At 66.2% G+C, this 17,587-nt stretch carries 17 protein-coding genes; 15 read left to right on the top strand and 2 right to left on the bottom strand.

The annotated features are described in order from the left end of the window. Positions 1 to 17: 17 nt before the first annotated feature. The 6 genes from ACOCMM_RS11350 to lepB all read left to right on the top strand — a co-directional run bounded on the left by ACOCMM_RS11350 (position 18) and on the right by lepB (position 4,897). Positions 18 to 209 (top strand): ubiquitin-like protein Pup, encoded by a 192-nt coding sequence (locus ACOCMM_RS11350; RefSeq protein ID WP_419553262.1) that lies wholly within the window; start codon positions 18 to 20, stop codon positions 207 to 209. A 5-nt stretch (positions 210 to 214) separates the two neighbouring features. Next, positions 215 to 1,060 (top strand): proteasome subunit beta, encoded by an 846-nt coding sequence (gene prcB / locus ACOCMM_RS11345; protein ID WP_419554868.1) that lies wholly within the window; start codon positions 215 to 217, stop codon positions 1,058 to 1,060. After that, positions 1,057 to 1,797 (top strand): proteasome subunit alpha, encoded by a 741-nt coding sequence (prcA, locus tag ACOCMM_RS11340; protein ID WP_419553261.1) that lies wholly within the window; start codon positions 1,057 to 1,059, stop codon positions 1,795 to 1,797. Before prcB ends, prcA begins: the two co-directional genes overlap by 4 nt. 21 nt (positions 1,798 to 1,818) lie before the next feature. Beyond that, positions 1,819 to 3,177 carry a Pup--protein ligase gene (gene pafA, locus ACOCMM_RS11335; RefSeq protein ID WP_419553260.1) on the top strand — a complete coding sequence of 453 codons (1,359 nt, stop codon included), beginning with the start codon at positions 1,819 to 1,821 and terminating at the stop codon, positions 3,175 to 3,177. Between the two features lie 74 nt (positions 3,178 to 3,251). Then, positions 3,252 to 4,289 (top strand): DUF3866 family protein, encoded by a 1,038-nt coding sequence (locus tag ACOCMM_RS11330; RefSeq protein WP_419553259.1) that lies wholly within the window; start codon positions 3,252 to 3,254, stop codon positions 4,287 to 4,289. An 80-nt stretch (positions 4,290 to 4,369) separates the two neighbouring features. After that, positions 4,370 to 4,897, top strand: a complete 528-nt coding sequence (gene lepB / locus ACOCMM_RS11325; RefSeq protein WP_419553258.1) for a signal peptidase I — start codon at positions 4,370 to 4,372, stop codon at positions 4,895 to 4,897. Between the two features lie 47 nt (positions 4,898 to 4,944). Here the strand turns inward: lepB and ACOCMM_RS11320 are convergent, their stop codons facing one another. Then, a complete protein-coding gene (locus ACOCMM_RS11320; RefSeq protein WP_419553257.1) occupies positions 4,945 to 5,706 on the bottom strand; it encodes a glycerophosphodiester phosphodiesterase in 762 nt (253 codons plus the stop codon). Positions 5,707 to 5,820: 114 nt separating this feature from the next. On the opposite strand from ACOCMM_RS11320, the gene ACOCMM_RS11315 reads away from it, so the two are divergent. The 8 genes from ACOCMM_RS11315 to ACOCMM_RS11280 all read left to right on the top strand — a co-directional run bounded on the left by ACOCMM_RS11315 (position 5,821) and on the right by ACOCMM_RS11280 (position 13,157). Next, positions 5,821 to 6,090, top strand: coding sequence for a hypothetical protein (locus ACOCMM_RS11315; protein WP_419553256.1), 270 nt, complete (start codon positions 5,821 to 5,823; stop codon positions 6,088 to 6,090). Between the two features lie 85 nt (positions 6,091 to 6,175). Then, on the top strand, positions 6,176 to 6,487 hold the full coding sequence (locus ACOCMM_RS11310; RefSeq protein ID WP_419553255.1) for a twin-arginine translocase TatA/TatE family subunit: 312 nt from the start codon (positions 6,176 to 6,178) through the stop codon (positions 6,485 to 6,487). Between the two features lie 35 nt (positions 6,488 to 6,522). Continuing rightward, positions 6,523 to 7,329 (top strand): twin-arginine translocase subunit TatC, encoded by an 807-nt coding sequence (gene tatC / locus ACOCMM_RS11305; protein WP_419553254.1) that lies wholly within the window; start codon positions 6,523 to 6,525, stop codon positions 7,327 to 7,329. Further along, entirely contained in the window at positions 7,326 to 9,764 is a 2,439-nt protein-coding gene (locus ACOCMM_RS11300) for a DEAD/DEAH box helicase (protein ID WP_419553253.1), read from the top strand. The genes tatC and ACOCMM_RS11300 overlap by 4 nt, the downstream gene beginning before the upstream one ends. Continuing rightward, positions 9,761 to 10,390, top strand: a complete 630-nt coding sequence (locus tag ACOCMM_RS11295) for a hypothetical protein (RefSeq protein ID WP_419553252.1) — start codon at positions 9,761 to 9,763, stop codon at positions 10,388 to 10,390. The genes ACOCMM_RS11300 and ACOCMM_RS11295 overlap by 4 nt, the downstream gene beginning before the upstream one ends. 140 nt (positions 10,391 to 10,530) lie before the next feature. Further along, positions 10,531 to 12,228 (top strand): FAD-dependent thymidylate synthase, encoded by a 1,698-nt coding sequence (locus ACOCMM_RS11290; RefSeq protein ID WP_419553251.1) that lies wholly within the window; start codon positions 10,531 to 10,533, stop codon positions 12,226 to 12,228. A 27-nt stretch (positions 12,229 to 12,255) separates the two neighbouring features. Then, positions 12,256 to 12,753, top strand: coding sequence for an N-acetyltransferase family protein (locus tag ACOCMM_RS11285; RefSeq protein ID WP_419553250.1), 498 nt, complete (start codon positions 12,256 to 12,258; stop codon positions 12,751 to 12,753). Then, positions 12,753 to 13,157 (top strand): NUDIX hydrolase, encoded by a 405-nt coding sequence (locus ACOCMM_RS11280; protein WP_419553249.1) that lies wholly within the window; start codon positions 12,753 to 12,755, stop codon positions 13,155 to 13,157. The genes ACOCMM_RS11285 and ACOCMM_RS11280 overlap by 1 nt, the downstream gene beginning before the upstream one ends. On the opposite strand, the gene ACOCMM_RS11275 is transcribed toward ACOCMM_RS11280, so the two are convergent. Then, positions 13,110 to 14,738: a hypothetical protein gene (locus tag ACOCMM_RS11275; protein WP_419553248.1), complete on the bottom strand. Its 1,629-nt coding sequence runs from the start codon at positions 14,736 to 14,738 to the stop codon at positions 13,110 to 13,112. The genes ACOCMM_RS11280 and ACOCMM_RS11275 overlap by 48 nt on opposite strands. A 367-nt stretch (positions 14,739 to 15,105) precedes the next feature. Here ACOCMM_RS11275 and ACOCMM_RS11270 point away from each other — a divergent pair, with 367 nt between their 5' ends. Further along, complete coding sequence (locus ACOCMM_RS11270; RefSeq protein ID WP_419553247.1) at positions 15,106 to 17,553, top strand: DNA gyrase/topoisomerase IV subunit A; 2,448 nt, start codon at positions 15,106 to 15,108, stop codon at positions 17,551 to 17,553. The last annotated feature ends 34 nt before the right edge of the window (positions 17,554 to 17,587 follow it).

The raw sequence follows: 17,587 nt of genomic DNA, 5'->3' as shown, positions 1-17,587 counted from the left end.
ACCGGAGGAAGCCCGAGATGGCAGAACGCTCCCAGATGCGACGATCGGCTCCGAGGGAGACTGAGAGCACCGCGCCCGAGGACGCATCGGCCGAAGGGGCGACCGAGCTGAAGGCGGAGCTCGACGACCTGCTCGACGAGATCGACGACGTGCTCGAGACCAACGCCGAGGAATTCGTGAAGAACTACGTGCAGAAGGGCGGCGAGTGACTCCCATGCCGTTCTTCGCCCCAGGAGAAGATCCAGGGGCGAGCTTCCTCGAACTGCTGCGACGCACCGGCAGCGAACCGTTCGCCGGGTTCGCCCCGGTCTCTGCCGCTGAGGGCGGCTTCGGGTCCTTCGAGGGGTCCCACGCCACCACCGTGCTCGCAGTGCGCAGCGCCACCGGTGTGGTGGTGGCAGGCGACCGGCGCGCCACCAGCGGTCATCTCATCAGCCATCGCGACATGCGCAAGGTGTTTCCCGCTGATTCCTATTCGGCGGTGGCCATTGCCGGCGCTGCGGGCCCGGCGGTGCAGATGGTCCGCCTCTTCCAGCTGCAGCTGGAGTATTACGAGAAGATCGAAGGCAAGCCGCTGAGTCTGGAAGGCAAGGCGAACCAGCTGGCGGAAATGCTCAGAGCACACCTGCCCCAAGCGATGCGCGGCCTCCCAGTGGTGCCGATCTTCGCCGGCTACGACCCCAGCGATGGGCGCGGCAGGCTGTTCCAGTACGACGTGACCGGAGGCCGTTACGAGGAACAGGACTACGCCACGGCCGGCTCGGGAAGCCTGCACGCGGGGACAGTGCTGAAGCTCGGCTTCCGTGACGACTTGAGCGAGCCCGATGCACTGGCGCTGAGCGTTCAGGCCTTGTGGCATGCGGCTGATTCCGACAGTGCCACCGGAGGGCCCGATCCGGTGCGCGGCATCTACCCGGTGCTTGCTGCAATCGGTCCCAGTGGCTTCCGCCAGCTGAGCGATGCCGACTCAGGGGCGGTCTTCGCAGAACTGCAAGCTGATCTCACTGGTGGCACAAGCGGGGGAGCGGCAAACGCCAATCCAGGCGAGGCACCGCGATGAGCATGCCCGGGCTGTACGTCAGCCCCGAACAGCTCATGCAGGATCGGGCGGATTATGCCCGCAAGGGCATCGCCCGGGGTCGCTCGCTAGTGACGCTGGAATACGACCGTGGCATTGCGCTGGTGGCCGAGAACGCCAGCGCGACGCTCCGCAAGGTGTCTGAAATTTATGATCGGATCGCATTCGGCGGTGTAGGCCGGTACATCGAGTTCGATCAGCTGCGCGTCGCCGGAGTTCGCCACGCCGAGCTGAAGGGCTACCAGTACTCGCGCTCGGACGTCGAGGCCCGCAGCCTTGCCAACCAGTACGCGCAGATGCTGGGGCAGTTCTTCACTCACGAGCTCAAGCCGCTTGAAGTTGAGATCGTGGTGGTCGAAGTGGGGATCGGCGACGAGGCCAACCAGCTCTACCGGATCCAGTACGACGGGACCGTCATGGACGAGGAGGCCTATTGCTGTATCGGAGGCGATGCCGATGCAGTTCGCGAGCGGGTCGCGGAGGGCTACGACCGCGAACTCGATGCCGACGCCGCCATCGGGTTGGCTCGAGGAGCGCTGGCAGGTCCTGAACGCGAGGTGTTTGCAGCGGATCTCGAAGTGGCACTGCTTGAGGCGATCGTGCCCGATGGCACCCATCGTCGGCGTTGCTTCCGGCGCCTGGACGATGCCGAGGTGGAAGTTGCCCTCGGCGACGATGCAGAACAGCCCCAGGACGGTTCTGAGCAGGAAGATTCCTAGATCGGAACTACGGTGAGCGCCGTGCAGCGGCGCATCATGGGTCTCGAGAACGAGTACGGGGTGACGTGCACGCTGCGAGGGCAGCGTCGGCTCAGCCCCGACGAAGTGGCGCGCTACCTGTTTCGCAGGGTTGTCTCGTGGGGGCGATCCAGCAACGTGTTCCTCGCGAACGGGGCGCGCCTGTATCTCGACGTCGGCAGCCATCCCGAGTACGCCACACCCGAGTGCGACTCCGTCTATGACGTGGTGTGCCACGACCGCGCGGGCGAGCGCATCCTCGAACAGCTCGTCGCCAGCGCGACCGAGCGGCTGGCCGAGGAAGCCTTCAACGGCACGATTTTCCTGTTCAAGAACAACACCGACTCGGCCGGGAACAGTTACGGGTGCCACGAGAACTACCTGACCAGCCGCGCCGATGACTTCTCGAACTACGCCGAGGTGCTGATTCCGTTCCTCGTGACCCGCCAGATCTACGCCGGTGCGGGCAAGGTGCTCAACACCGCCAAGGGCGCCCGGTACTGCATCACCCAGCGCGCCGAGCACATCTGGGAGAGCGTGTCGAGCGCGACCACGCGCAGCCGCCCGATCATCAACACTCGTGACGAGCCGCACGCCGACGCCGAGCGCTTTCGACGCTTGCATGTCATTGTCGGCGACTCGAACATGAGCGAATACACGTCATTCCTCAAGATCGGTGCCGCTGCGCTGATGCTGCGCATGCTCGAAGACCCGGCGGTGGTGCTGCGGGACATGACGCTCGAGAACCCGATCCGTGCGATCCGCGAGATCAGCCACGACATCACCTGCCGTCGCAAGGTGCGCCTCGCCAACGGGCGTGAAGTGAGCGCCTTCGACATCCAATCGGAGTATCTCGAGCGGGCACTGCGTTTTGCCGAGACGAACGACCTCACTGCAGAAGAATCGCGGGCGTTGGGTATGTGGGAGCACGCCATGACGGTGATCGGTGACGATCCGCTGCTGCTCGACCGCGAGGTGGACTGGGTCATCAAGCACAAACTGCTCACCAGCTACGCCGACCGCGCCGAAGTTGGCTTCGACGACCCCCACATCGCACTGCTGGACCTGCAGTACCACCATGTCCATTCGACGCGCGGCGTCTTCTATCTGATGCAGCGACGGGGACTCATCGAGCGAGTTCTCGATGACGCCGACGTCCGCCGAGCCACTGAGGAGGCCCCGCAGACGACCAGGGCGCGCCTGAGGGGGGCGTTCGTCCGCGAGGCCAAGGCCCGTCGCCGGGACTACACCGTCGACTGGGTGCACCTGAAGCTCAACGACCAGGCTCAGCGAACCGTCTTGTGCAAAGACCCGTTCCGTTCCCACGACGAACGCGTCGACAAGCTGATCGAATCGCTGTGATGAGCGCTGTCGCCCGCCAGAATCCGCGCTGCAACGCAGTCCCGCGCCGACACGCAACTGGCTGAGGGCAGCCGATGCCGCGCTTTGCGCGCCTGCGAGCCACCGAGGTGCGTGATGTGAGGCCCGGGCTGGCGCGAATGACCCTGTCAGACGGCAGCGAGGCGTATGCCCTCACTGATCTGTGCGGACCGGTGGGGGTCGGCGATGAACTGCTCGTGAACGCCTCGGCGCTGGAGCTGGACCTCGGCAGCGGGGGGGCACATGTCGTCCATACGAATCTGAGCGCGCCCTATGCCGGTGATGATGTCCCGGGACGGGTCATGAAGGCCCGGTATCTCGCCGAGCAGTTGCCGGTCGATGCTTTCGAGGAGGCTGCGGGCACTGGTTCCGATCACCTTGACGTGTCCGTGCTGCCGTCACTGGCTGGCGTCCGGGTCGTGCTGTGCGTGCTGCACAGCCATGCACTGGCGCTGGCCGCCACGGTGCGCGATGCCGTCGGCGTTGCACCGGGCTATGTCATGACCGACGGCGGGGCGCTGCCGTTCGTTCTGAGCGATCTTGCGGCCGTGAGCCTTGAGCGGGGCACGATCGCGACAGCTGTGAGCACCGGGCAGGCCTTCGGTGCGCCGATCGAGTCGGTCACGGCCGCCTCCGGAGTCGCAGCATTGGCGCGCCAGAACATCGACCGTGTCGTCGTCGCGCCTGGACCTGGACACCTCGGCACCGCGAGCCCCCTGGGCTTCTCGGCGCTGGATCTCGTTGGCCACGCCGCCGTGCTGGACGGTCTCGGTGCAGCGACCGCGCTGGCAGTGCGCGCATCGTCGGACGATGAGCGAGAACGACACCGCGGTGTCAGCCATCACACCCGCTCCATGGCCGCGCTGGCCCCCGAACGCACTGTCGTGCCGGTTCCGGCGCGCCGTGCGAAACGTGATGCTGCATGGGTTGAGACTCTGGGAAAGCGGGCGATCCACATGGAGCCGGCCGCGGTCGGTGAAGCGCTTGCCCGCAGCGGGCTGAGCGTCACTTCCATGGGTCGTCCATTGGAACGCGACCAGCAAGCGTGTGAGTGGCTGGGGGCAGCGGCAGCCTGGCTGGCGGCGTCACCATGAGCGTTGCGGGCGAAGCCGGCGATTGCGACCCGGCTGACGGCCGGAGGCCATTAGGTCGCCAGCCGCGTATCGCGCGGGCCATGAGCCGCCGAACACGCAACCTGCTGTCGTGGGCGTGGGTCCTGCTGGCTGCGGTGACGCTCGCATTGCTGATGCGAACGTTTCTCATTGCGGCGTTCTACATCCCGTCCGAGTCGATGGAACCGGTGCTCGAGATCGGTGACCGGCTGTTGGTATCCAAGCTCAGTTACCGCATCGGTGATCCCGACCCGGGCGACATCGTGGTGTTCCGGACTCCCGAAGCGATGCGGCATCCACAGACCTCTGAGCTGGTCAAGCGAGTCGTCGCCGTGGGGGGTCAGACGATCGAGGCCGAAGGCGGACAGCTCATCGTTGACGGCGTTCCGGTGCCAGAGGACTACCTCCCGGCCGATACGTACACCAGCAGCTTCACGCAGCAGCTGATTCCGGCCGGGTACGTGTTCGTCATGGGCGACAACCGGCTCTCGAGCCAAGACAGTCGCTTCTTCGGGCCGATCCCCGAGAACGAAATCGTCGGGCGGGCGTTCGCGCGTTTCTGGCCGCCCACTCGGTTAGGTGGTCTGTAAGACCGCCTGTGCAGGGTTGCGGGGGGCCGATCCGGCAGAGCGGCTGTTCAGGCTGGTTGTGCCTCGCAGATGTCGCCATCCGGTGCCGGTTCGGCTGGTTCGCTCGGTGAAGCGATACCGGCGATCAGCCGGTCGACGTGGTCGCCGTACAAGCCGTCGAGGCCCATGTCGCGCAGTGCTGCGGCCAACCGGATGTGCTGGACATCCCACCCGAAGCAAAGACGTCCGAAGCGGTGGAAGAGCGCCGCGAGTCCTCCGGTCCAGTCCTTGGCGGGGAGGTTGACTGCGTCGATGCCGCTGTCGGCCATCGCCGCGGCCCGGCGTTCCGGACCTTCCTTCATTCGTCGTACGCGGGTCGAGTCGACAATGTGTGCAGTGGTGCGATTACGCAACTCGGCGAGCAGCTCCCAGTCCGCGTGGCACAGCCACAGGCGGTCTTCTGCCCCGGCGGATCGGGCGGCCTCGATGACTGCGTCAGCCGCCGCGGGGTCTTTCACGTCAACCGAGAGCTCGAAGTCGGTACCGCAGGACTGATACACGTCTGCAAGCGTTCCGATGTCGGGACCGATGCGTTCACGAGTGAATGAGCTGAAGGGACGGCGAACGCCCCGGTGCCAGACAACCCCGTCGTGGTCCAGCATCGGATGACCATCTCTGCTCAGCCAGACATCGGTCTCGAGGCCCGTTGCTCCCAAGTCCAAGGCCAAGGCGAACGTCTCAAGCGCGTTATCGGGGCCATGAGCACGCCCGCCCCGATGCGCGAATGTGATCGGTGGCGTGCACAATGACGGCAGCGGCTGCGGCGGCACGGCTCTATCGTGCCAATTTGGATACCGCGTGCCGCGGAATTCACCAGATGTGGTCGATGTACTGCGGTTTACGACGGACGTTTCGGTCGTCTGTCGCGCCGTAGGGTTCGGCTCATGGGGGCGATCTGGCTGCTGCCGACTGTCGCGTTCGGCGTACTCGTCGTTGTCAGCACGCTCATGATCCGGCGGCTGGCCGTCGAGTTGCGGGCTACGGCTGAGGGGCTGGCATCCATCACCGAAACAACTGCTTCGGTGCGCGCCGACGTCGTTCGGGCTCGAGCCGCCATCGACAGCCTGGACCTGCCGTCGGTACGCGAAGCCACGGCCGAAAGAGCGCTCGGCATGGTGGTGCGATGGGCGGCCCGCCGGATGCTGCCGTTCTGAAACGCTGCCGTCTGGACCACCAGGGCCTGTGTGCTCGGCAGCAAAGCAGAACCGCCGCGCAGGGCCGGGGTTCTACCATCGAGCCGTGAGCCTGCAGCCCAACGAGGTGCTGATCATCGCGTTCGTGGCCCTGATTGTGCTGGGGCCCACGCGTTTGCCGGGCGCAATCCGCAGCATCGGCCGCTTCTTTCGGCAGGTGCGGGACTTCTCGACGACCGTTCGTCAGGAGATGGATGACACGCTGTCGCCGCCGAATGTGGAACCTGCATCGTCGCCCAATCCGCCGACGCCTGCAGACCCGGCCGAGGCCCCTGGTGCGCAGGGTGAGGGCGAGTCCTCCCAGTCCGACGCGGCCGATCCGGCGGCGGATCGCTCGACCAGCGACGGCCCTGCGTGAGGCTCTGGCGACGGCGCCGACCTCGGCCGGCCGTGATGGGCTTCTGGGATCACGTCGCGGAGCTGCGTTTCCGGCTCATCTGGGGCATCGTGGCTGTCGGCGGGGGCATGGTGGTGGGGCTCTTCCTCTACGACTGGCTGCTTGCCGAGATCTTCCTGCCGCCGTACTGCAACGTGCTGGAGGCTCAGGAGATCGATCGTCCCTGCAGCCTGGTGATCACGACACCGCTGGAGGGCTTTCGCACCCGCATCAAGGTGTCGGTTTATCTCGGTGTGGTGCTGGCCATGCCGGTGCTGCTGTGGCACCTGTGGCGATTCATCACGCCTGCACTTGATCGCCGGGAGAAGCGCTGGGTGGTGCCGTTCGTGATAGCGGGATTCCTGCTCTTTGCGGCGGGTGCCTTGCTGGCATTCTTCACCTTCGAGCGGGCGCTGGACTTCCTGATCGCCGTCAGCGGTGACGCCGTCGACCCGTTGCTCGGACCTGGCTCGTACCTCGGCTTGGTGACCTTCATGATGCTGGCCTTCGGCATCGGTTTCGAGTTCCCGATCGTGCTGGTTTTTCTCCAGATGGCCGGCATGGTGACGCCGCGGCAGCTGAGCCGGGTCCGCCGTTATGCCATTGTCGGCATCGTGGCCGGTGCGGCGATCATCACGCCGTCTGGCGACCCTGTGACACTCGCTGCACTGTCGGTGCCCCTGTACGTGTTCTACGAGCTGTCGATCCTGGTTGGCTTTGTGATCTTGCGACGCCGCAGCGGGTCTGCGGGGTGGCGATTTGGTCGCCGTCGAGCGCAGGAATCCCGGACACCCGCAGCCAGCGTGACGGACTCCTCTCCGTGAGTGCAACGGACGGTCAAGCGGATCCAGCGGGGCGATGTCCCGAAGCCACCAAGCCAGAGCAGCCGCCACCGCTCGTCGACCTGTTGGTAGCGCGGGGAATCTCGCCTGACGGCTTTCAGATCGAGGCATTCGAAGCGGTCGAGCGGGGCAACTCGGTGCTCGTGGCCGCACCGACGTCGTCGGGCAAGACGCTGGTGGCCGAGTACGCGATCGCAGCGACCCTGCAAGCCGGCAAGCGTGCGGCCTACACGACGCCAACCAAAGCCCTGTCGAACCAGAAGCTGCGCGAACTGCGCTCATGGTTGGGATCAGAACGGGTGGGGCTGCTCACCGGTGACAACGTGGTCCGCCCTGAAGCCGACGTCGTCGTCATGACCACCGAAGTGCTGCGCAACATGATCTACGCCGGGTCGCCGCACGTGGCCCAATTCGGCGTGGCGGTGCTGGACGAAGTGCACTACTTGCAGGATCCGTACCGGGGGGCCGTCTGGGAAGAGGTCATCATCAGCACTCCTGCACACATGCGCTTGGTGTGCCTGTCGGCCACGGTCAGCAACGCGTACGAACTCGCATCGTGGATCGAAGCCACCGCCGGCCGGTGCGAGGCGGTGGTGTGCACGCAGCGGCCCGTGCCCCTCGAAGACCGTTACCTGCTGTTCGAGCGGCACAGTCGGCGTCTGGTGGATCTGCCCACCTTGCGGGATGGTCAGCCCAATCCCGAGATCGAACGGTTGCTGGAACGTGCCCGTTCCCGTTCGGGAGGCCACCGTCGCCAACGTGGCGCAGGTGTGCGACCGGCGAGACCACGGCGCACCGAGATCGTGGAACACCTTGCCACCACCGCAAAGCTGCCCGCAATCATCTTTGTGTTCTCCCGCCAGGGTTGCGACGATGCCGCCCGGGCGCTCGCGGCAGAGGGCGCGGCCTTCCTGGATGCCTCCCAGCAGTACCGGGTACGCCAGATCGCTGCAGCCCACACCGCCTCCCTGGAATCAGGTGACCTCGACGCACTCGGCTACCACGAGTGGCTTGAGGGACTCACCGCAGGCGTCGCAGCCCACCACGCAGGTCTGGTGCCGGCCTTCAAGGAAGCAATCGAAGACTGTTTCGCCGCGGGGCTGTTGGCCGTGGTGTTCGCGACCGAGACACTGGCGGTTGGAGTGAACATGCCAGCCCGATCAGTGGTGATCGAACAGCTCAGCCGCTTCCGTGGGGAGGGCTTCGCCGCATTGACGCCGGGCGAGTACACCCAGCTCACCGGCCGTGCAGGTCGCCGCGGGATCGACGAGATTGGCTACGCCTACACGCTGTGGCACCCGCACACGGCGTTCGGCGAGGCGGCTCGCCTGGCTGCGAGCAACGACTTCGAACTTGAGTCCTCGTTCCGGCCGACATACAACATGGTTGCCAACCTCATCGCCAGCCGAACGCGCGACGAGGCAGTCGAGATGCTGCAGCGGTCGTTCGCCCAGTGGCGGGCGGATCGGCGGGTCGGCGAATGGACCGCTGCGCTCGAAGTCGAGCGCCGGGAGCTGCGTGAAGCACGTGCACGACTGCGGTCGATGGGCGGCGGCCGCGCTCGCCCAGAGGCACACGCCCCGCAGCGCGGAGGTTCGGGAGTTGGTCATCGGCATCGACGCGGCAAACCCACCGATCGGCGCCTGGACCGAGCGCTTGTCGACGCAGAGCGGCAAGCCGAACGAACCGGAGCGCGGGTCAGCCGCTTGAAGGACCGGATCAAGCTCGCAAAGGGGGGCCTGGCCCGGCAGCTCGATGCCATCAACGAGATACTGAACATCTTCGGTTGCGCGGACGGCTGGTCGCTCAATCCGGCGGGTGAGTGCTTGAAGTCCGTGTTCCATGAATCGGACTTGCTGACGGTGCTGTGTCTGCGTGAGGGCGTGTTCGACGGTGTCGCACCGGCTCGACTAGCCGGCCTGGTCTCGGTGCTGACCTACGAGCATCGAAGCAGCCGGCCGCCGCCCGCCCCCCGGTATCGGGACAACGATTGTCGGGATCGGGCGGCGCTCATTCTTGAGCTGGCGACACAGATCAACCGCGCCGAACGCCAGCACAACGTGGTGGCCTCTCGCCCGCCTGATGCCTCGTTCTTCGCTACGGCACACGCCTGGGCGGACGGAGCAACCTACGTCGAGCTGTGGCAGGGCGATCTCTACGGTGGCGACGCACCTGCGGGAGGTGACTTCGTTCGCCAGATGCGGCAGCTGATCGACTTGGTGGACAGAATCGCAGAGGTTGCTTCGAACGGCGCCACACGACGCACAGCGGCTAACGCACGCTCGGCGCTCGACCGCGGAGTGGTCGCAGCAGCGGCGCGGGTCTCCGACGAAACCGTGGGCACGCCAGCTGCGACGGCGTCGGGAGAGGGATTCGTCCCAGCTCCTGTGGTGACCCGTACTCGCAGGCTTCCATGACGATTCAACGCAACCAGCCGTGGGGAACGGCCGCAACGCTGCCCGAGGGGGCACCGATCGCTGGCAGCAACGCGGAACTGCGTAGGTTGATCACCTGTCAGCGAGCGGCGGATCGCCCACCGTCGCCGATCGGCGTGACGGGCGGTGACCTGTGGCGGGTGGTGGGCGCACCAGCGGGCGGAGCGGAACGCCTGCGTTGCGAGATCGCCCGGACTGCACCGGTCGACCTCATCGAGGTGGTGGCCGATGAGGTGGTCCACTGGGCGTGCGTGCACGCCATTGCACGCAACTCGTGGTGGCGCGGACCCGCCATGGCGGCAATGAGCGCCGACCTTGCGGGGGAGTTTCGTCTCGCGCCCGCTGCCCATCCCAACGACGGGCGACTGCACGTGCTCACCACGGGAATCGATCAGCCGGCGCTGAGCTTGGCACAACGAGTGCTGGCCCGGCAGCGCCTGCGGTCGGGAGCCCACCTGCCGCATCCGGCCATCGCGATGCGGCGTGTGACAAGTACGGAATTCCAGTTCGGCAAACCCTTGGGACTGTGGCTCGATGGAGAGCGGGTGGGCAGATGCCTTGAGCTGACTGTCACGATCCAGCCAGACGCCGCGCTGATCGTGTTCTGATCCGCGAACGCTTGCTCGGTGTACCTGTGGCCTGCCGCAACGGGCTGTGCCCCGGCGGCGGCCCGGGAACGAAGGTCCACGGAGGACAGGCCGGTGCGCCATACCATCGGCGCGGTGTCGTCGCTCGAGTTGACCTGCCGGTGATCCACTACGCCGCCGAGACGTTCACTCCTGATGAGCGGGACGTCTTGCGGCGCTATGTCACCAACCTGCGCCAGCCGGTATTCGCCCTCGTCAACCTTCCCGAAGTGGTGAAGGGGGCGTTGTTCGCTCGCTACTCCAGGACGCACAAGACTCTCCGACGGCTCCTGCTTGACGAGTTCGTCGACGATCTCGACATCTCCGGCGATGAGACCATCGACGCCACCGTCGGCGTCGAACGTGCCGAACAGCTCTACCAGCGCGTATTTGTGGAATACGGCGACGACTCGGTGGCCCAGCTCGGAGCAGTGCATCTCGCGTGTGAGCAGGCCTCCAACTTGCTCACCAAGATTCTCGAACGAGGACGGCTGATGTCGTACCTCGAGCAATCCACCCGCTACCTCGCCTACGACGAGCGTGTCCAGGGTCGTTACCGGTATCACCGACCGCCAAGCGTCATGAGTTCAGCCGTCGGAACACGCTTCATCGGCGATGTCGATCGCATGTTCGACGCCTACGGCGACATGGTCCGCCGGATGACCGCATGGCTGACCGACCACCACGACGCCGCCAAAGGCGGTGCTGTGTCGTCTGTGACCGCCAAAGGCGGCACTGTGTCATCTGTCACCGCCAAAGGCGGCACTGTGTCATCTGTCACCGCCAAAGGCGGTGATCTTGCCCGTCGCCGGGCGATTCGAGCTCAGGCTTTCGACGCGGCCCGTGGGCTGCTTCCCGCAGCCAGCTTGTCCAACGTCGGCATCTTCGGCAGCGGGCAGGCCTATGAGGCGCTTCTGCTGCGGATGAGGGCCCATCCGCTGCCCGAGGCGCGCAGTTATGCCCAGTTGATGCTGACCGAGCTTCGCAAAGTCATCCCGTCGTTCCTGCGGCGTGTCGACCAGCCCGACCGGGGGATCGTGTGGTCGGACTACCTGGAGGCCAACCGCGTCGCGATGGACGAGTTTGCGGCCGAACTGTTCGCCGATGAGACACCCGAACCGGTGCCCGAGGTCGTCTTGACCGATTGGGACCCCGCCGGCGAGGAAAAGATGCTCGCGGCGATGCTGTTCCCCTACACCGACCTGCCCGAGTCGCAGATTGCTGCGCGGGTGAGAGAGATGACCGAGGCCCAGCGCTTGGACTTGGTGCAGCGCTATGCCGGTGAGCGAACCAACCGCCGTCACCGACCGAGCCGAGCGCTCGAGCGAATCGACTACCGGTTCGATGTGCTCGGCGACTATGGGAGCTTCCGTGACCTGCAGCGGCATCGCCTGCTGACGATCGAATGGCAGCCACTCGGGCCGCGTCACGGTTACGTCGTTCCCGGTCTCGTCGATGCCGCTGGTGGGGGAGAGGCGTACGACGAGGTCATGGAGCTGTCGGCGGAGATGTATGACGCGCTCGCCGACGCCGTAGGACCGCTGGAGGCCTCCTACGCAGTCGCCATGGCGTACCGGGTGCGCTACAGCATGCAGTTCAACGCTCGCGAGGCGATGCACATGATCGAGCTGCGATCCCAGCCGCAGGGGCACGAGGACTACCGGCGCATCGTGACCGAGATGTATCGCCAGATTGCCGAGATGGCAGGCCATCGCGCCGTCGCTGCGATGTTGTCGCACGTGGATCTGTCCCAAGGCGTGCTGGGGCGTCTCGGTGCCGAGGAGGCCACCGAGCGCCGCCGCTCCGCCGAACCGGCCTGATGGACCCCGCCACATGAGCCCCCCAGCATGGACATAGCGGCCCGCCTCGCCGGTCGGGGAGATCTCGAAGCGCTCGCCGGTCTTGCTGCAGATGCCGTCGCCGAGCAGGTCGATGCACGTGGCGGCTGGGTCTGGTCGCGCCGGGAAGTGCGTGCTCGCCCGTTCGAGATGAGTCTTGAGGCCGCCTTGAGCGACCCGGATCAGCAGCTCTGGATCGGCACGATCGACGGCACTGCGGTTGGCTATGCCACAGCCGCCATCGAGGTGCTGCAAACCGGTGAGCTCCTCGGCCGGGTACTTGACTTGTATGTAACTCCGGGCGCGCGAGAGGTCGCAGTCGGCGAGGCACTCATTTCAGAAGTTCTTGGCTGGTGCGGTGAACACAATTGCGTCGGCATCGATGCGTTGGCGTTGCCGGGAAACCGAGCCACGAAGAACTTCTTCGAGACCTTCGGGTTCACCGCCCGTCTTCTCGTGCTGCACCGAAAGCTGGAAGGTGAACCGCCCGCGAACGCGGGGGAGTGATGGGCCCAAGACCAGAGATCTGCGTCGGGGGCATCGCAGTGCGGGGCCGCTCGGTGCTGCTCGTCAAACGAGCCCGTCCGCCCGCAGTCGGGATGTGGGCGTTTCCAGGGGGTCGAGTCGAAGCTGGGGAGCGCCTGCGTACCGCCGTGGAACGAGAGCTGGCAGAAGAAACGGGACTGACGGTGGAGTGCGGTGATCTGGTCGGCGTCACTGAGCACGTCAGCGCAACGAATCACTTCGTGATCCTGGACTACGCCGTTCGCTGCGGTTCTGACGCGATGCCGATTGCCGGCGATGACGCCGCAGCTGCGCGTTTCGTCAGCTTTGACGAGATCGGCGACGGCTTGATCCCGCTCTCAGGCGGGATGCGCGACTTCCTCGACCGCCACGTCATCAGGGGTTGAGTCGTCGTCCGACTCCTTCGGAGCGGCATCGCCCAACGCTGGGGAAGCGTCGTCGCCTGACTTGGGCGAAGCGTCGTCGGCCAACTCTGGTGAAGCGTCGTCGGCCAACTCTGGTGAAGCGTCGTTGCCTGACTCCGGTGAAGCGTCGTCGGCCGGCGTTTCGGCAGTGTCCGTCTCGGGTGCAGGATCGTCGGCAGTGTCGGCCTTGGGTCGGTCTGCGTCGGCCTTCTTGGACAGAGCGGCGGCTGACTGCTTCTTGGAGCCGCGGCGTGGCCGGCCACCCCGTCGAGCGGCAGTGGGGTCGATCCCGAGCGCCGTGGCGACTTCGGGCAGCCGGTCTGCGATCCTGCGCACGACTTCGAGCAGCTCGGCCTCGGGTTCGTCCGGAATGTTCGGGAGCACGACGTAGGGCCGAACAGGTGAGTAAGCAACTGCTTCGAGCACCACGGCGATCCGATGCTGCGAGGCCCCAGAGCCGAGCGCGGCGTTGGCCTGGCCCGTGAGCTCCTGTGCGATCTCGGGCGGTAAGGGCGCACCGGCCTTAGGCGGACGAGAGCTCAGCCGCAGCGCACGCACAACGCGGCCTTCGGTCAGCGTCAAGCGCAGGTCGTCATGCCATTCACGCTGACTGCGTTCGAGCCGATCGTTAAGGCCGTCTCGAATTCGGTCTGCCAATTCGCGAGCCTCGGCGTCTCGGGCGAAGTCCTCCGCGGCGACGAGAACAGAGCGAAGATCTCGCAGGTCGAGCTTCTCGATCTGGCTGATTGCCGCGTCAGCGCGGTCGCGCCACTCCGCAGATTGCAGTGGGCCGACGAGGGATTCTGCCAGCGAGATCAAACCTTCGGCCGCGACCTCTGGATTTCCTTCGGCTGCAGCTCTTCGATTCTGCGCTTCGATCTCGGTACGTACTGCCGCGAGCCCTCCCCGAGCCACCTGTTCGGCCACGACCTGCTGCTCGGCAGGCAGGGAGGCAATCAGCGCATCCCGATGCTTGCGGTCAGGACGCAGCTTGCGAGCTTTTGGACGAGGCGGGCGATCAGGGGTATCGGGCTTCGGTGCGGAGCGCTTGGATCTCTTGGCGCGATCCGCGGAGAGGCCCCGGGGCGCTCGGTTGTCCCCGTCACGCTGGCGGCGTTGCTTTGGCGCGCTGGCGCGCTTCGCGGTGGCCCCCTCGGGAGCGCCGTCACGATCGGAGCGCTCGCCGCGCGGCTTGCGCCGCGCGCGTGGTCCGCGATCACCGTCACGTCGACCGGTCCGTTCCCCATCGCGCTTGCGGCCGCCTCGGCGCGTACCAACGCCGGATGTCGTGCCCGAGCCGCCTCCCCGCCCGGGCGGTCCGAGCAATTCGATCCGCTCGGATTCCGGCTTGCCGCTTCGGGTCTTGGGCGGCAGCACCGCAGTGACGGTGATCCCGTCGATCTCGAAGTCGGCATCGACCCGCACGACATCGCCCGCAGCAATACCCGCCGGCACCAGTTCGCCGTTGAGGGTTCCTTTGGGCTGCTTGGCTCCCGCAGCGCGCCATGTCCACGAGCCGTCGTCGCGTCGACTTGTCAGTTCGACCTCGATGCGTCGGCTCATCGTCGCTCCGCACGTCGGGCATCCTGCGCTGTGCGCAGCGGGGGCACCGGCTGTGGTGATGGCACGGCCAGCGTGCCGACGACGCAGCGTTGCGTGGGGGCAGCGAATCCCGCCGCAGGCCTCACCGACACGTGCCGGAGGGTAGTCCTTGCTGGCTCGTCAACGGCAATGAGAGCGAGGGGCGGGCCTCGACTGAGCCGATCCAGCGCAATTGACTCAGCGCAGACGCGCAGGGGTCGTACCCTCGCAAGTGCCGGCCGAAATGGTCCTCTGACAAATCAGATCACCTCGGCCGCGATGTTGCGCGCTCGCCGCGCGAGAACACCCAAGTCGCTGCAAGGCCAGCCACAGAAAGGAATCGGTGCTGATGGCCGGTCCGACTGCTCCAACGTCAATCGCCAGCGAGATCCACGAGGTGGATGTCGCTGATGAGATGCGCGACTCATTCATGCCCTATGCGCTCTCGGTCACCACAGCCCGCGCGATTCCGGACGTCCGCGACGGTCTCAAGCCCGTGCAGCGCCGGATCCTGTACGTCATGGACGACCTGGGCTTGCGCCCCGGCACGCCGTTTCGCAAGTCCGCCGGCGTGGTGGGGGAGGTGATGGGCAAGTACCACCCCCACGGCGACGGCGCGATCTACGAGGCAATGGTCCGCATGGGCCAGGCCTTCGCGATGTCCGCTCCGCTGGTGGAGCCCAAAGGGAATTTCGGCAGCCTCGACGACCCGCCTGCTGCGTACCGCTACACCGAGGCCCGCCTGAGCGCCTTGGCAATGACGATGGTTGCCGGCATCGATGAGGGCACGGTCGACCTCGTGTCGAACTTTGACGGCGAGCGCACCGAACCTGCGTGCTTGCCGGCGCTGCTGCCGAATCTGCTCGTGAACGGCGCCAGCGGCATCGCCGTGGGCATGGCCACCAATATGGCGCCGCACAACTTGGCCGAAGTGGCGTCGGCGATCAAGCTGGTCCTGCGCCAACGCCGGCCCAAGCCCACAACCGCAGAGCTGATGAGCCTGGTGCGGGGACCGGACTTCCCCTCGGGCGGCACTGTCATCGTCGACGACGGCCTCGCCGAGGCGTACGAGTCGGGCCGGGGCACGATCCGGATCCGGGCAAAAGCCCACATCGAACCGATCACGTCGAGGCGGGACGGCATCGTGGTGACCGAGTTGCCCTACATGGTGGGTCCCGAACGTGTGCAGGCCAAGATCCGCGAATTGGCCGCAGGCGGCCGGATCGAGGGCGTCGCAGCGGTGAACGACCTCTCTGACCGCAACCACGGGCTTCGCCTCGTCATCGAATGCAGGCCTGGTGTCAACGCCCAGGGTGTGCTCTCGCAGCTCTGGGCGCTGACGCCGCTCGAGGACACTTTCGGCATCAACAACGTGGCACTGGTGGGCGGCGTGCCTCGCCAGCTCGGGCTGAGGGCGTTGTGCGAGCACTACATCGAGCACCGTCTCGATGTCATCATCCGCCGGACGCAGCACCGGCTGGACCGGGCGCTCGAGCGCGAGCACATCGTGGCTGGTCTGCTCATCGCGCTCGACAACATCGACACGGTCATCGCCATCATCCGCTCTGCTTCCGATGTCGCTGCAGCACGGACTGAGTTGATGGCCCGTCTCGACCTGACCGAGATCCAGGCCAATCACATCCTCGACATGCAGCTGCGGCGGCTGACCGCGCTCGAGACCCAGCGCCTGCGGGACGAATTGGGGGAGTTGCGCGATGCCATTGCCCAGTACCGCAGGATTCTCGAATCAGACGCACGACGCCGGACGATTGTCGAGCGCGAGCTGGACGAGCTGGTGGAGGAGTTCGCGGTCCCGCGTCGCACAGAGATCCGGCATCGTGACGACCTCGTTGAGTTCGTGCCGCCATCCCCTCACGCCGATGCCGCAGGCTCGCTCGAATTCGACGGAGAGCGCGAAACGGCCGAGCGAACGAGCGTGATCACGCTCTCGACATCGGGCCTGCTTGGTCGGCGCCATTCCGAGGACCCGCTCAGCGCCAAGCCCGGTCGCCACGACGTCTTGGTGGCCACCGCGGCGGCTTCAGATCTCGATGCGGTGCACCTCATCACCGACCGTGGTCGTGTGCTTCGCACGGAGGTGCGAGCGGTGCCTGAGATGCTGCGCGGCAGCAGGGGAGCGCCCGTTCGCGAGATGTTCTCGTTGGCGCGTGGCGAGCAACCCGTCGCACTGTTCGGCGACGTCAGCGGACCGATCGCGATCATCACCCGAGGGGGCATCGCCAAACGCCTCGATGCGGCTGTGCTCGGCTCTATTCGCAGTGGAAACACGGTGATCTCGCTGAACGAGGGGGACCGCGTCGTGGCTGGCTTCGGGGCACCGGACGGAGGGGAAGTCGCGATGGTGGCCTCGACGGGCCACGTGCTTCGATTCGCCGCCGATTCTGTGACGGTGAGAGGGCCGAACGCTGCCGGGGTCACGGGCATGAAGCTGCGGCCGGGGGCCACGGTGCTGGCGGCTGCGCCGATCGCCTTTGGCACGCTGGTGGCGGAGGTGACCGATGAGGGGGCACTGAAAGTCACGGAGATGTCCGACATCCCGTCCCGCGGCCGAGGTACCTCAGGCTCGCCGACGGTTCGATTGTCAGGGTTCGAGACACAAGTGGCCTACGCGTGGGTGGGCGTGAACCGGCAAGTTGCGGCGATCACGGCACCCCAAGGCGACATTTCGTCGCCCGATCCGACGCCAGTGCGGCCGCAATTGGAGTCGACCCGTCGCAACGGTGCAGCCCGAGGGGCGCAGACCCGGATCGTGACGCTGGGGGAGTACCGATTCTGATGGCCGCGGCCCCCACACCGGTTGGCACAGATTC

This window comes from Candidatus Poriferisodalis sp. (assembly GCF_965198245.1).
Classification (GTDB): Bacteria; Actinomycetota; Acidimicrobiia; order Acidimicrobiales; family Poriferisodalaceae; genus Poriferisodalis.
This window is presented reverse-complemented; position numbering and strand designations above follow the sequence as displayed.